Here is a 13,555-nt window from a genome sequence, read left to right on the forward strand (position 1 = left end):
TTACAGCTGCCGTTAAGGCTATAAAAAAGCCGCATCGCTGCGGCTTCTTTGTTGGCTGCGGTGCCTCAGAGGGCTTCGAGCATATAGTCGAGGGCGAGCTCCAGCTCTTCGTCGCTACAGTTGCCACAGGCCCCACGGGCCGGCATCACGACATTGAAGCCTTCCATCACATGGGTCAGCAGGGTATCGCGGCCCTGGGCAACGCGAGGTGCCCAGGCGTCGGCGTCGCCCTTGATGGGGGCGCCGGCGGCACCGGTGCCGTGGCAGGCGGCACAGGCGGCGGTGTACACAGCCTCGCCACTGCGCGGGCCGGCGGGCTCGCTGCTGGCGGCGGCGGTCTCTACAATACCTTCCAGATCGGCGGCGGTATAGACGCTGCCCACCGGCTTGGTGCGCTCGGCAATGGCTTCCGGCGACATATCATTGGCGGCGTAGGCCATGCCACTCAGCGAGGCAGCGGCAACGCCGGCAAGCAACAGGTTTCTTAACAGGCTCACCTTTTTATTCTCCCAGTTGGCTTATTTGTTTCCGTCAAATTCCGTTAAACCCGCGGAGTATACCCCAAGTGCCGCGGTCATTAAACGGTCTGGCTAAAAGAGTGAGGGCGTGAAAAGGCGGTGATCCGATCTGTCGGGAAGGGCATTTAGCCAACGCCGCGACTGGATCCTTTATGTTATTATCAATATTCTCTTGATATGAAAATGGCTGCGAGCATCACGGAGCACCAGACCACAATGAACGACAACAACACGCAGAACATCAGCCTGGGCAGCACCCAGGTCATGGATCAGATCGATCGCATCGTGACCCTGTGGCGACGGGCCCGCCCCGACCTGGCATTCGAGGGTACCGAGGTGATCGGCCGGGTGGTGCGGCTGGAGTACTTTATCACCCGCCGGGTGCTGCAGGATCTGGCCCGCTATGAGTTGAACGTGGGGGAATTTGATGTGCTGGCGGCATTGCGGCGTCATCCGCCCTATTTCCAGCTCTCGCCCAACCAGCTGCAATCCATGGTGCTGATTTCCTCCGGCGCCCTGACCAACCGTATCAACCGACTCGAAAGCCGGGGGCTGGTCACCCGGGCCCAGGCGGATCACGACCGCCGGGGTGTTATCGTCACCCTGACCGACGAAGGTTTCAGGGTGGTGGAAGATGCGGTCAAATATCACCTGGCCGCCGAGGCCGAGCTGGCCTCGGCCCTGTCGGCCGAGGAACAGCAGCATTTCGCCGCCCTGCTGAAGAAAATGCTGCTGGCGGTGGAGGACTGAGGCTCACTTCACCTTTTTGACCTGCGGATGGCGATGCTCCATGGATGACATCGCCATTTCCCGATTTCCTGCTGATAATTAATCAAGGCCGGTACTGGGGCTATGTGTTGCACCAGGACCGGGCCGGATAATAACAAATTATACAGACAGGCTGAGCGGCATAGTACCGCCCAAGGAGGTCATTGAATGAAGTTATATTACAAGCCGGGCGCCAGCTCGCTTGCTCCCCATATCGTCTTGTCCTGGCTGGGCCTGCCCTATGAGCTGGAGCTGGCCGATACCCGGGATCCCGAGTTCCTCAAGATTAACTATATGGCGGCGGTACCGGTGTTGTTCACCGAAGAAATGGGGGCGCTGTACCAGAACAGTGCCATTTTGCGCTATCTGTCGCGCCTGCCCGAGGGCGAGCACCTGGGCCCGGGTACGGATCCGGTGCTGCAGTATCAGTGCGACTACTGGCTCAGCTTCCTCAATACCGACGTCTACAGTGCCTTTACACCCTACTTTGCGCCGCAAAAGTACACCAAGGATCGCAGTTTCGCCGCCCACGACGCTATCAAGGCTGCCGTGCCCGAACGGGTTGGCCGTTTTTTGCAACGCATGGACAACCACCTGGCCAGCCGCACCTGGTATATGGATGAGCACAAGAGCATAGTGGACGCCTGTGCTTTTCCCTTTGCCTACTGGGCGACCCTGGTGCTGTCCGAGGGGCTGAGCCCCTATCCCCACCTGGCCCGCCACTTCCAGGATATGAAAGAAGATCCGGGCGTACGCAAGGCGCTCGACGAGGAAGGCCTTAATCTCTAATGCCGGGCCACGATTAACCCGGTTCCCACCACTGTAGCCAGGGCGCCCAGCCAGGCGCCATTGGCCGGTCGCCGTTTCATCACCAGCCACAGCAGGGGCAGCACCAGCACCGGGCTGACCGAGCTCAGCATGGCCACCATGCCCACCTCGCCGTAACGCAGGGCCAGCAGGATCAGGGTCATGCCCACCCCCATCGCCAGGAAGGCATTGAGCGCCACCATGCCGAACACCGGCCAGTTGATGGCGCGCAGCGGCCTGGCCACCACCAGGCCGCACCAGAGCAGGGCCAGGTGGGCGACAAAGGCGGTGCTCATGCGCACCGCCGAGGCGGCGACCGGATCTATCTCGCCCATCATCACCGGCTTGACCATCAGGGTGGCCACCGACTGGCACAGGGCCGACAGCAGCCCCAGGCCGATGCCGGGCCAGGGGTTGCCGTTATCCTGCTCCCAGGCATGGGTGTCGTTGCCGCGTTTGCCGAAGAAGATGGCGGTCATGACCCCGCCCACCAGCAGCAGGCAGCCGAGCAGGGTCAGGCCGGTGATGGTTTCGCCGAACACCAGGTAGCCGAGCAGGGCCGAGAACAGGGCATGGGTGGCGAACAGCACCCCGGCCCGGCGGGGACCGAGCCGGTTCATGGCGGCGAACAGCGCGGTATCGCCGATAAAGATGCCGATCAGCCCGGAAATGGCCATTATCCCCAGGCTGTGGGGAGACAGGCTGGCCCAGCCGCCGCCGAGCAGGGCCACCGACCACAGCATCAGGCTGACACAGAACATCCGCCAGCGGGAAAAGGCGAAGGCGCCCAGGTGGCGGGCGGCATTGGCCGAGAGCAGGCTGGCCACCGCCCAGCAGGCGGCCGCCGCCAGGGCGAGAAAATCGTAGGGAAAAGGCATCTTCGGGCAGAATGTCGGGAGAAAAGCCCAGTCTAGCAAGTTTTCTGCGCCCGCCAAGGGCATTTGCGCCCAATCCGCTTAACGGGTTTAATAACGGCTCCGCCGACGATAACAAGAGCCGCCATGCGCATACTGCACACCTCCGACTGGCACCTGGGCCAGCATTTTCTGGGCAAGAACCGTTATGACGAACACCGGGCCTTCCTGAGCTGGCTGGTGGAGCAGGCCGAAGAACACCGCATCGACGCCGTGATCCTGGCCGGCGATGTGTTCGACACCGGCACGCCGCCGAGCTATGCGCGTGAGCTGTACAACCAGTTTGTGGTCGAACTGCAGCGAACCGGCACCCATCTGGTGGTGCTGGGCGGCAATCACGATTCGGTGGCCATGCTCAACGAGTCCCGGGAACTGCTCGGTTGCCTGAACGTGTCGGTGATCGCCGGGGTACTGGCCGAGCCGGAACGGCAACTGCTGACCCTGCACCGTCGAAACGGCGAACCCGGCGCCCTGTTGTGCGCGGTGCCCTTTATCCGCAGCCGGGAGGTGCTGGAAAGCCAGGCCGGCCAGAGCGGCCAGGACAAGCAGCAGGCCCTGCAGCAGGCCATCGCCGACCACTACCGGACCCTGTTCGAGTTGGCCGAGGGGCGGCGCGCGCAACTGGCTGCGGCCCTGCCCATCCTCGCCACCGGCCACCTCGCCACCGTGGGGGCCAGCAGCAGCGACTCGGTGCGGGAGATCTACATCGGCACCCTGGAGGCGTTTCCCGCCGCCGCCTTTCCTGCCGCCGACTATATCGCCCTGGGTCATATCCACCGGTCCCAGAAGGTGGCCGGACTGGAGCACGTTCGCTACTGCGGCTCGCCCATTCCCCTCAGTTTCGACGAAGTTGGCCAGCAGAAGGAGGTGCTGCTGGCGGAGTTCGCCGGAGGGAGCCTGGAACGGGTGACCCCGCTGCCGGTGCCCCTGTTCCAGCCGCTGGCCCGGATTGGCGGCAACCTGCAGGAACTGGGCGCGGCCATGGTCGAGGTAGCGGCGAACGGCAGCGAAAACCGGCCGGTCTGGCTGGAAGTGACGGTCACCGGCGACGACTACCTGAGCGATCTGCAGCCCCGGGTGCAGGCCCTGGCCGAGGGGCTGGCGCTGGAGGTACTGCTGGTGCGCCGGGGGCGCCGGGAGCAGGCCGCGGCCCTGACGGCCGAACAGCGCGAGACCCTGAGCGAACTGACCCCGGAGCAGGTGTTTGCGCGGCGGCTGGCGGCGGAGACGCTGGCGGAGGCGGATCTGGCCGCGCTGAACGGGCTGCATGCCGAGGTGCTGGCGGCCCTGGGGGAGGAAGCATGAAAATCCTGACCCTCAGGCTGAAGAACCTGAACTCCCTCAAGGGCGAATGGAAAATCGACTTTACCCGGGAACCCTTCCTGGACAGCGGCCTGTTCGCCATCACCGGACCCACCGGGGCCGGCAAGACCACCCTGCTGGACGCCATCTGCCTGGCGCTTTACCACCAAACACCACGGATGAAGGTGATCTCCGCCGGCGGCAACGAGCTGATGACCCGCCATACTGCCGACTGCCTGGCGGAGGTGGAGTTCGAGGTGAAAGGAGAAGGCTACCGCGCCTTCTGGAGCCAGCGCCGGGCCCGGGACAAGAGCGACGGCAAGCTGCAGGCGCCCCGGGTGGAGCTGGCGAAGCGGAGCGGCGAGATCCTGACCGACAAGATCAACGACAAGTTGAAACTCACCGAGCAGCTGACCGGGCTCGACTTCGGCCGCTTCACCAAGTCCATGCTGCTGGCCCAGGGCGGTTTCGCCGCCTTTTTGCACGCGGATGCCAACGAGCGGGCGGAGCTGCTGGAGGAGCTGACCGGCACCGACATCTACGCCCGCATTTCCCAGCGGGTGTTCGAGCAGACCCGGGAGCACAGGGCCGCCCTGGCGCAGCAGGAGGCCAGGGCCCAGGGCGTGGCGCTGCTGAGCGGGGAGGAACGGCAGAGCATAGAGCAGGAGCGGGCCGGGATAGGCACCGAGCTGGCCGGGCAGCAAGAGGGCCTGCGGCAAACCCGGGCCGAGCTGCAGCGCCGCCGCCAGTGGGATCACTGCGAGCAACAGCGGGTCGCCGCCTGCCGGGAGCAGCAACAGGCCCTGGCCGCCCTGCACGACGCGGCTGGCGAACAACAGCGGCTGCGGCAGAGCGAGCCGGCCGCCCGCTTGTATCCGCAATGGCAACAGCTGCAGCAGCACCAGGCGCGGTGCGGCACCCTGGCGGCCCAGCTGGAGCGGCGCGAGGCCGAGCTGGCCACCCTGACGGCAGGGCGCCACCGGCACAGCTGGCAGGGGCTGTCGTTCAGCCGCCAGCACCATCAGGCCTTGCAGGCCCGGGACGCTGAACTGGAGCGGCAACAGCAAGGGCTGGTCGAGGCCATGGCCGCCAACGCCGCCGGTGAGCGCTTGGGCGAGCAGCTGGCGGGCTGGCGTGCCAGTGTGGAGCAGCTCGACCGGCTGCAGCAGCAGGCTCACAAGGCACACACCCAGCAGCAGCAAAACGGCCAGGAACAACAGCGGCTTGAGCGTGACCGGCAAGTGCTGGCGCAGCAGCACCAGCAGGCGCAGCAGGCCGAGCAACAGGCGGAAGCACAATACCGGCAACAACAGCAGGCGCTGGCCGGTATTCTGGGAGAGCTCACCGAGCCGGAGCTGAAGGCGCACCTTCAGCAATTGCGCGGGCAGCAGCCAGACTGGCTGACGCTGCAGCAAAGTGTCGACCGGCTGCGGGAGCTGCAGCACGAGTGGCAACAGGAGCGGCAAAAGCAGGCCCGGCTGGAGCCGGAATGGCAACAGGGCGAGCAACAACTGGAACAGGCCCGTGAGCAGTACCGTGTGCTCCAGGAGCAGGTGAAGGACAAAACCCGCTTGCTGGAGCAGGAAAAGCTGATCCGCTCCCTGGAACAACACAGAGCGCAGTTGCAGCCCGGCGAAGCCTGTCCGCTGTGCGGCAGCGAGGCTCATCCGGCCATAGAGGCGTATCGGAACCTGGATGACAGCACGGCAACCGAATTGCAGCAAAAGAGCGCCGAGCTGGAAAAGATGGAGCAGCAGGGCCAGAGACTGAACGCTCTGCAGGCGGAGCGCAAGGCGGTGCTGGAGCAGATCAGGCTGCGGCTGCAGCAGCTGGACAGGGCCATGGCGGAGCATGGCGCACGGCAAGCCGCGCTGCTGCTGGCCCTGGCTCTGGATGCGGATCACTGGCCAGCACAACTTGACGAGCGCCGGCAGCAGCTGGCGCGGCTCGAGCAGCAGGCCGAGCAGCTGGATGCGGCCAAAACCGTCCTGACTCACGGGGAGCAGGCCAAACAGGCCGCCACTGGCCAGGTCGACAGGCTTAAACACCGGCAACAGTTGCTGGAGCAGCAGCAGCAAACCCTGCTGCGGGCACAGCGGCAGCTTAACGAAGAATGCCAGGCCATTGAGCGGCAGCGGAAGGAGCTGGAGCAACGGCTGACCGCCAGCGTCGGTCACCAGCCCGCAAGCTGGCAGGACTGGTTGCGGCAGAGCGAGCAGCAATGGCAGCACTGGCGGCAGCAGCACGTCGCCGTCACCCGCTTGAAAGAAGAGCGCCAGCAGCTGGCCGTCAGCCTGAGCGAAGCGGGCAGCCTGTTCCTGCGCTGGCAGCAGCGCTGGCAGGCGCTGGGGCTGCCCGATGGCGAGCCGGTCACGGCGGCGGCGTCGCTGGCCGCGGCCCAGGAAGCGGAAACACGGCTGGCTAGCCTGAATGACGAACTGCAGCGCCAGGGGGCCATTCTGGAGCAGGAGCAACGGCAACTGGCGGTGTTGCAACGGGAGCTGAGCGACGCACAGGCAAGCTGGCAGCAGGCCCTGGCCGCCAGTCCCTTCGCCGACGAGGCCGCCTTTATCGCCGCCCGGCTGGAGGAGGACGAACGCCAGCAGCAGCAGGCGCGTCTGCAGGCCCTGCAACAGGCGCAGGCGCTGGCCGCGGACCGGCTGGCCCAGGCCGAGCAGGCCTGGCAGCAGCTGGGGCCGCAGCCGCCGGCGCCGCTGGCGGAGCTGGAGGACCGGGAGCGGCGACAGCAGGACGCCGTCAACCTGTTGCAGCAGCAGCTGGGCCGGCTCGACGGCCGGCTGGAGCACGACGCCGCCCAGCGCCGGCAGCAGCAGGCCCTGCTGGACGAGATCGAGCGGGGACGCCGGCAGCTGCATCAGTGGGAGCAGCTCAACAGCCTGATCGGCTCCGCCGACGGGGCCCGCTACCGCCGCTTCGCCCAGGGGCTGACCCTGGAGCACCTGGTGCACCTGGCCAACCGCCGGCTGGCGCGGCTGCACGGTCGCTACCGGCTGGCCCGCAAGGACGGCGGCGAGCTGGAGCTGGCGGTGATCGACGGCTGGCAGGCGGACGCGGCCCGGGATACCCAGACCCTGTCCGGCGGCGAAAGTTTCCTGGTCAGCCTGGCGCTGGCGCTGGCGCTGTCGGATCTGGTCAGCAGCAAGACCCGTATCGACTCCCTCTTCCTCGACGAGGGCTTCGGCACCCTGGACGCCGAGACCCTGGAGGTGGCCCTGGACGCCCTCGATGCCCTCAACGCCAGCGGCAAGATGATCGGCATCATCAGCCATATCGAGGCGCTGAAGGAGCGGGTGCCGGTGCAGATCCGGCTGAGCAAGAGCCAGGGCCTGGGCCTGAGCCGGCTGGCGCCGGAATTCGCGGTGAACTAGCCCGGCGACTCAGGAAACGAGTTGGAACTCGGCGTCGATCTCCACCGCCGCATTGCCGGGCAGGGCGCAGACGCCGACGGCCGATCGCACATGGGCGCCGCGTTCGCCGAAAACCTCGACCATCAGGTCCGAGGCGCCGTTGGCCACCAACGGCTGGGCGCTGAACCCGGGTGGACAGTTGACGAACACGGTCAATTTGACGCAGCGTTCAACCCGGCCCAGTTCACCGCCGCAGGCCATCTTCAGTTGGGCCAGCAGGTTCAGGGCGCAGAGCCGGGCGGCGGCCTGTCCTTCTTCGAGGGAGAGGGCTCCGCCCACCTGGCCGGCGTAGACCAGGGTGCCGTTTAGCTTGCAGGTCTGCCCGCTCAGCAGCAGGCGAGCACCCAGTTGCAGACAGGCCTGGTAGTTCCCGGCGGGGTGGCCGGCCTCGGGCAGGGTGATGCCCAGTTCGGTGAGCCGGTGTTCTATGGTGTGCATGGGTGTTTTCCTCCGGATGGTGGGGTTGCGTCAGCCCAGGCCGTGGTCGGCCGGGCGCAGCCCGCTGTCGTCGATGGGGGCGGGGGTCCCGCCGATCCGGGCCGCCAGCAGCGAGGCCGAGCCCATGGCCAGGGTCCAGCCCAGCATGCCGTGGCCCAGGTTAAGGTAGAGGTTGTCGGCCCCGGCCCGGCCGATGATGGGGGCGCTGCTGGGGGTGACCGGACGGAAGCCGGTCCAGCGGTCGAGCAGGCGGTCGTAGTCGCCGGCCTCGGGGAAGCGTTGCCGGCAGACCCGCAGCAGGTGATCGATGCGATCCTGGTCCAGCGTCCGGTCGTCACCGACGATATCGGCGCAGCCGGCCACCCGCAGCCGGTCGCCGACGCGGGCGAACACCACCTTGTTGTCCACGTCGGTGATGCACACCGCGGGGGCCCGCTCGGTGGCGGGTACCGTGATGCTGTAGCCCTTGATCGGATAGATGGGAATATGCAGGCCGATGCCGCGGGCCAGCGCCAGGCTGTCGGGGCCGGTGGCGAGCAGGTAGGCGTCGGCGGTGATGCTGCCCTGGCTGGTGTCCAGCCCGGTGATGCGGCTTCCCTCTTTGTGCAGGCGGTGAACCCGGCAGTGATAATGCGCTTCGAACCCTGGCTGTTGGCGCAGCCGATCCAGCAGGGCGAGGGCGAACCGGTGGCAGTCGCCAACCTCGTCGAGGGGGGAATGGACCCCGCCGGCCATGGGGCTGGCCAGTTGGGCCAGGCCGGGTTCGAGCGCCAGGCACTGCCGCCAGTCCAGCACCCGCTGCGGGCAGCCCCACTCTCCTTTCTGCCGGACCCGGGCGGCGGCCTGCTCCAGATCCTGGCGGCTGCCGTAAAGGTGCAGTTTGCCCGAAGGCCGGTGCTGGAATTCGATGCCGGCCTCGGCCTGGGTGGCGTGCATCACTTCCCGGGAGTGCAGCGACAGCCGCAGTATATTGCGGGTATTGCGCTCTTCCCGGCTCGCCCGGGCGTGCAGCAGGAAGCGGCCGCCCCAGCGCAGCAGTTGTCCGTCCGCCGACATCCGTACCCGGAAGGCGGGATCCCGGCCCAGCAATATCCGGGGCATCTTGGCCACCAGGCCCGGCGAGGCCATGGCGTCGGTATAGGAGTAGCTCAGCTGGGCCCCGTTGGCGAAACTGGTGCCGAGGGCGGGCCCCTCGTCCGCGTCCAGCAGCATCACCCGATAGCCGGCACGGGCGAGCAGGTAGGCGGAGGTGACGCCGATGATGCCGGCGCCGATGATCGCGATGGACTCTGTCTTCATGGTAAGCCTCGTCCTAGTTGACCAGGGGAAGGGCGGCCGCGTGCCGGCGGTACTGGGTCGCCGCCGCGACCAGCGCCTCGAACAGCCGGCGCTCTCCCTGGTTGATCAGATATTCGGGGTGCCACTGAAAGCCCAGGCAGAAGTGCTGGCCGGGAATTTCGATCGCCTCGACGATGCCGTCGTCGGCGACGGCGCTGACGATGATGTCCGGCGGCAGATCCCGCACCGCCTGATGATGCACGCTGTTCACCTCCAGCGATTCCTGCCGGAACAGCTGGAACAGACGGGTGCCGGGGGTGAGGTGCACCCGGTGTCCGGCCAGGTGGTGGGGCTGGGGTTGCATATGGTTCAGGCTGTCCTTCACTTCGCTGGGAATATCCTGGATCAGTTTGGCACCCTTGAGCACCGCCAGCAGCTGCATGCCGCCGCAGATGCCGACAAGGGGAATGTCGCGGGCCAGCGCCCCTTCGATCAGCTTGCGCTCGAACCGGGTACGCCCTGCCTTGGTCACCAGCTCTCCCTGGCGCAGGGGTTCTCCGTAGAGTTCGGGCGGGATGTCATACATGCCGCCGCTGATCACCAGGCCGTCGACCAGGTCGAGATAGTGCTCCACCGCGTCCTGTCCGTGGGGCAAGGCCAGCGGCAGCCCGCCCGCCGCCGCTATGGCGGAGCAGTAGTTCTCCCGCAGCGCGTACCAGGGCTCCAGGGCATAGCCCGGGGTGTGTTCGATATCCAGTGTGATTCCGATGACCGGCATGGAAGACATGATGCGTACCTCTGTGACTGTGATGAAGGCTTCTTTGTGTTTGAGCGTGCGTCGTCGGCGGTTGTTTCGTGTTCCCCGCTACCCGCGTGGGTTATCGCCCCATCGGCTGGTAGCCCAGTATCACCTCGGGCAGCAGCAGCGACAGCGCCGGGATAAAGGTGGTCAGCAAGAGCACCGGCAGATAGCCGAACAGGATGAACGCCATGGTGTATCCGATCATTCTGGGCAGGGTGGTGTTGCCGATCAGCCCGGAGAAATAGAGGATGGGCGCCGTGGGCGGGGTGATCAGCCCCATCCCCAGGTTGACGCCGACAATGGCGCCGAAATGTACCGGGTCTATGCCCAGGCTGACGGCAACCGGCAGCAGCATGGGAGAGGCCAGCAGGACGCCGCTGATGTCGTCCAGGAACATGCCGATCAGCAGCAGGAACAGGTTGATGAGCAACAGCAGCAGTATCTTGTTGTCGCTGAGGCCCAGAATGAACTCCATCACGGTCTGCGGTACGTTGCCCATGGTCCAGACCCGCGCCAGCATCGACGAAAAGAACACCAGTATCATCAATACCGCCGCTATCTGTCCTGTCTTCCAGGCCACATCGGCAAAGGAGCGGAAGCTCAGCCCCCGGTAGATGAAGACGGCGACGGGAATGGCGTAGATCACGGCAATGGCGGCGGCCTCGGTGGGGGTGGTGATGCCGCCATAGATGCAGCCCAGAATGACGATCGGCATGGCCAGCCCGAAGGCGGCACGCTTGGTCTTGAGCCAGACATCGGTGCCCGTATCCCGCAGCGAACGGCGAGGGGGCTCGACCACCTCCATGTTTCGGGTCAGCACCAGGTTCAGCAGGGTGAAGCTGCCGATCAGCAGCAGGGCCGGCAGCACCGGGGCCAGGAACATGGCGGTGATCGAGGTGTTGGTCACCCAGCCGTAGAGGATCATCGAGGAGCTGGGCGGGATCAGCAACGCCAGCACGGAAGAGGCCGCCACCAGGGTGGTAGCGTAGCCCCGGTCATAACCGCGCTCGACCATCTTGGGGATCATGATGGATCCGATGGAGGCGACCGCGGCGGTGGACATGCCGGAAATGGCGCCAAAGATGGCGGTGGAAAACACCACCACTATGCCGAGCCCGCCCTTGACCCGGGCGATCAGGCTTTCGGCCAGGTCGATAAGGCGACCGGCGATGCCGCCCTGGGTCATCAGCCCGCCGGCGAAGATGTAGAGCGGAATGGCCAGCAGGATCAGCGATGACAGCTTGCTAAAGCCCGATGACACCAGGAAGTTGGAGTTGTGAAAATCTCCCGTCGCAAACAGGAACAGGGCGGCGGCGGCAAAGCACAAAGGGGCGGGCACGCCCAGCAGCAGCAGGCCGACGAGGATGATGGCATCAATCAGAATGTCGATATTCATCAGGATCTTCCTTCCGCCTTGCGGGCGGTGTCGTTATCGTCGCGTTCCGCCAGGCAATGATAAGGGCGGCCCGCGGCCAGGCAGTGGAGCCTGCCGACCAACTCGATAAGGGTGTACAAAAACATAAGCCCCGCTCCCGCCAGCATGGCGGCATGCACGTAGTAGAGCGGTATTCTCAGCTCCGGCGACTTGGGCACCCGGGCCAGGCTCCACTGGAAATAGCCGAGGCAAATCCAGAAGACCCAGCCGATGATGGCCAGTGAAATCAGCGACACCAGGGCCTGGAGGGCCGCCTTCGCCGCGGGGGAGGACAGAGCGATGTCCATGACGCCGGCCGAGATATGGTTGCCGCGATAAACGCCGTAACCGGAGCCGATGAAATAGAGCCAGACCGCCAGGTAGACCGCGATCTCTTCCACCCCATAGAGGGGCAGATCCAGGAAGTAGCGAATAAATACCTGAACGAAGATCAGGACGGAAAAGGCGATGGTAGTCAGTCCCATCACCAGGCGCTGCAGCCATAGCAGCTTGTTATGCAACAGGGACAAAAAGGTCGTGTCCATGACGATCCCCATGTGTCGGGGCCCTTCCGGCCGCCGCGGGCGGGGAAGGGCAGGGTGAGCGGGTTTTATGCCGGCGTGGGCATGGCGGTGGTAGCGGCGGGGATGGCCCCACTCGGGTGGGGCCCTGTCACCGGATGCCGGTCTCTGGCCGAAGGGACTACCTGATGCCCAGGCTGAGCTTCAGGCGGGCCATGTTGATGGCCCCGATCTCGCCTTCTATCCTGGGCCACACATCGGCACGCACCACCTGGGCCACGGACTCGAGTTCGGACTTGTCCAGCTCCACCACCTCTATGCCCCTGTCGCGCATCTGCTGCAGGAATTTCTCGTGCTCCTGTTCGGCCGTGGCGAAACGCTCGGCGGACAGCTCGGTGGCGGCCCGGCGGATGGCCTGCTGCTGCTCCCGGGAGAGGCGCTCGAAACGGCCCTTGTTCACCGCCAGGAAAGACACCTCGAAGTGGTCGTTGTTTTGCACCCACATCTTGGCGATGTCGGCGAAGTTGTTCATGACCAGCTCGGGCGTCGCCCCGATGGCGCCGTCCACCACCCCGGTCTGCATGGCGGTATAAAGATCCGACCAGGGGATGGGGGCGGTCTGATAGCCCAGGCGCTTGAGCAGCTCCTGGTGGGTGGTGCCGCCTGGCCAGACCCGGATCTTGAGGCCCTGGCTGGCGTTCGGGTCCCGGGGCGCGGGCGCCGGTTTGGTATAGACGATGCCGCCCATGCCGGAGACGAAGGCACCCAGTATCTTGATGTCCTGCTCGGCCAGGGCCTCGTTGATGATTTCATGGACGACGCCGCCTTCCGAAAAGGCATCCCGGCCGGATTCGAAGTCGAGGGCCGCGTAGGGGAACCACTGCAGGGCGAGCACTTCGTTGAAGCTGTTGGACAAAGGCTGCAGGGCGAGATCGATGGTGCCTTCCATCACCTGTTCGTGCACCTCGACCCAGTCGCCGAGCTGGCTGGAAGGGTAGACCTTGATGTCGATGCTTTCCTGGCTGTACTGCCTGACCCGCTCCGCAAAGGCGTTGGCGAACGCCACCACGGTGGAGGTGGGGGGCTCGATCGCCGACAGCCGCAGGGTATCGGCGGAGAGGGCGGAGAGGGGGCTCAGCGCCAGGGCGCTGGCCAGGGCGACAGCGGAAAAGGTGGGGATGCGATGCAAGAGCTTCATGGTCGACTTCCTTGTGGTTGGAACGGAGGAGATGGCGCCCCGCAGGCGCCTCCTGGGTGTCCATTAGAGCAGGGGCCGCGGTCGGCGAGCAGTTCGCAGCCGGCACGGTCCTGCGCACTGGGTGCGTCATCCCTGGCGCAATCTGTGCGCCCCGTCAGAAAGGTGCC

General features: G+C 65.7%; 12 protein-coding genes. 4 read left to right on the forward strand and 8 right to left on the reverse strand.

Annotated features, from left to right (window positions below; translation table 11 throughout):
- Nucleotides 1-65: 65 nt before the first annotated feature.
- The gene (locus JKV55_RS08835; protein WP_237332780.1) at nt 66-440 is read right to left on the reverse strand and encodes a c-type cytochrome; all 375 of its coding nucleotides are present in this window, start codon (nt 438-440) and stop codon (nt 66-68) included.
- Between the two features lie 294 nt (nt 441-734).
- Here JKV55_RS08835 and JKV55_RS08840 point away from each other — a divergent pair, with 294 nt between their 5' ends.
- Together JKV55_RS08840 and JKV55_RS08845 are read left to right on the forward strand one after the other, a co-directional pair.
- Nucleotides 735-1,268, forward strand: a complete 534-nt coding sequence (locus tag JKV55_RS08840) for a MarR family winged helix-turn-helix transcriptional regulator (protein WP_202084321.1) — start codon at nt 735-737, stop codon at nt 1,266-1,268.
- A 186-nt stretch (nt 1,269-1,454) separates the two neighbouring features.
- A complete protein-coding gene (locus JKV55_RS08845) occupies nt 1,455-2,075 on the forward strand; it encodes a glutathione S-transferase family protein (RefSeq protein ID WP_202084323.1) in 621 nt (206 codons plus the stop codon).
- Here JKV55_RS08845 and JKV55_RS08850 read toward each other — a convergent pair.
- Nucleotides 2,072-2,971 carry a DMT family transporter gene (locus JKV55_RS08850; RefSeq protein WP_202084325.1) on the reverse strand — a complete coding sequence of 300 codons (900 nt, stop codon included), beginning with the start codon at nt 2,969-2,971 and terminating at the stop codon, nt 2,072-2,074. The two genes, JKV55_RS08845 and JKV55_RS08850, sit on opposite strands and share 4 nt — an antisense overlap.
- A 123-nt stretch (nt 2,972-3,094) precedes the next feature.
- On the opposite strand from JKV55_RS08850, the gene sbcD reads away from it, so the two are divergent.
- The gene (gene sbcD / locus JKV55_RS08855; protein WP_202084327.1) at nt 3,095-4,312 is read left to right on the forward strand and encodes an exonuclease subunit SbcD; all 1,218 of its coding nucleotides are present in this window, start codon (nt 3,095-3,097) and stop codon (nt 4,310-4,312) included.
- The gene (locus JKV55_RS08860; protein WP_202084329.1) at nt 4,309-7,698 is read left to right on the forward strand and encodes an AAA family ATPase; all 3,390 of its coding nucleotides are present in this window, start codon (nt 4,309-4,311) and stop codon (nt 7,696-7,698) included. The genes sbcD and JKV55_RS08860 overlap by 4 nt, the downstream gene beginning before the upstream one ends.
- A 9-nt stretch (nt 7,699-7,707) precedes the next feature.
- Here JKV55_RS08860 and JKV55_RS08865 read toward each other — a convergent pair whose 3' ends face one another.
- From JKV55_RS08865 to dctP, 6 genes are all read right to left on the reverse strand, one after another.
- Nucleotides 7,708-8,175, reverse strand: a complete 468-nt coding sequence (locus tag JKV55_RS08865; RefSeq protein WP_202084331.1) for a RidA family protein — start codon at nt 8,173-8,175, stop codon at nt 7,708-7,710.
- Between the two features lie 30 nt (nt 8,176-8,205).
- Entirely contained in the window at nt 8,206-9,474 is a 1,269-nt protein-coding gene (locus JKV55_RS08870) for a D-amino acid dehydrogenase (RefSeq protein WP_202084332.1), read from the reverse strand.
- A 13-nt stretch (nt 9,475-9,487) separates the two neighbouring features.
- On the reverse strand, nt 9,488-10,240 hold the full coding sequence (locus JKV55_RS08875) for a gamma-glutamyl-gamma-aminobutyrate hydrolase family protein (RefSeq protein WP_202084334.1): 753 nt from the start codon (nt 10,238-10,240) through the stop codon (nt 9,488-9,490).
- Between the two features lie 91 nt (nt 10,241-10,331).
- Nucleotides 10,332-11,651, reverse strand: a complete 1,320-nt coding sequence (locus tag JKV55_RS08880; protein WP_202084336.1) for a TRAP transporter large permease — start codon at nt 11,649-11,651, stop codon at nt 10,332-10,334.
- Complete coding sequence (locus JKV55_RS08885; protein ID WP_202084338.1) at nt 11,651-12,214, reverse strand: TRAP transporter small permease; 564 nt, start codon at nt 12,212-12,214, stop codon at nt 11,651-11,653. The genes JKV55_RS08880 and JKV55_RS08885 overlap by 1 nt, the downstream gene beginning before the upstream one ends.
- A 157-nt stretch (nt 12,215-12,371) precedes the next feature.
- Entirely contained in the window at nt 12,372-13,388 is a 1,017-nt protein-coding gene (gene dctP / locus JKV55_RS08890; RefSeq protein WP_202084341.1) for a TRAP transporter substrate-binding protein DctP, read from the reverse strand.
- Nucleotides 13,389-13,555: the final 167 nt, after the last annotated feature.

Origin of the sequence: Zobellella iuensis, assembly GCF_016746085.1 — a bacterium.
Lineage (GTDB): Bacteria > Pseudomonadota > Gammaproteobacteria > Enterobacterales > Aeromonadaceae > Oceanimonas > Oceanimonas iuensis.

Coding starts and splice junctions, on each gene's coding strand:
- JKV55_RS08835 (WP_237332780.1), bottom strand. CDS start 440: ATGGCCTACGCCGCCAATGATATGTCGCCGGAAGCCATTGCCGAGCGC.
- JKV55_RS08860 (WP_202084329.1), top strand. CDS start 4,309: ATGAAAATCCTGACCCTCAGGCTGAAGAACCTGAACTCCCTCAAGGGC.
- JKV55_RS08840 (WP_202084321.1), top strand. CDS start 735: ATGAACGACAACAACACGCAGAACATCAGCCTGGGCAGCACCCAGGTC.
- sbcD (WP_202084327.1), top strand. CDS start 3,095: ATGCGCATACTGCACACCTCCGACTGGCACCTGGGCCAGCATTTTCTG.
- JKV55_RS08845 (WP_202084323.1), top strand. CDS start 1,455: ATGAAGTTATATTACAAGCCGGGCGCCAGCTCGCTTGCTCCCCATATC.
- JKV55_RS08880 (WP_202084336.1), bottom strand. CDS start 11,651: ATGAATATCGACATTCTGATTGATGCCATCATCCTCGTCGGCCTGCTG.
- dctP (WP_202084341.1), bottom strand. CDS start 13,388: ATGAAGCTCTTGCATCGCATCCCCACCTTTTCCGCTGTCGCCCTGGCC.
- JKV55_RS08885 (WP_202084338.1), bottom strand. CDS start 12,214: ATGGACACGACCTTTTTGTCCCTGTTGCATAACAAGCTGCTATGGCTG.
- JKV55_RS08870 (WP_202084332.1), bottom strand. CDS start 9,474: ATGAAGACAGAGTCCATCGCGATCATCGGCGCCGGCATCATCGGCGTC.
- JKV55_RS08875 (WP_202084334.1), bottom strand. CDS start 10,240: ATGTCTTCCATGCCGGTCATCGGAATCACACTGGATATCGAACACACC.
- JKV55_RS08850 (WP_202084325.1), bottom strand. CDS start 2,971: ATGCCTTTTCCCTACGATTTTCTCGCCCTGGCGGCGGCCGCCTGCTGG.
- JKV55_RS08865 (WP_202084331.1), bottom strand. CDS start 8,175: ATGCACACCATAGAACACCGGCTCACCGAACTGGGCATCACCCTGCCC.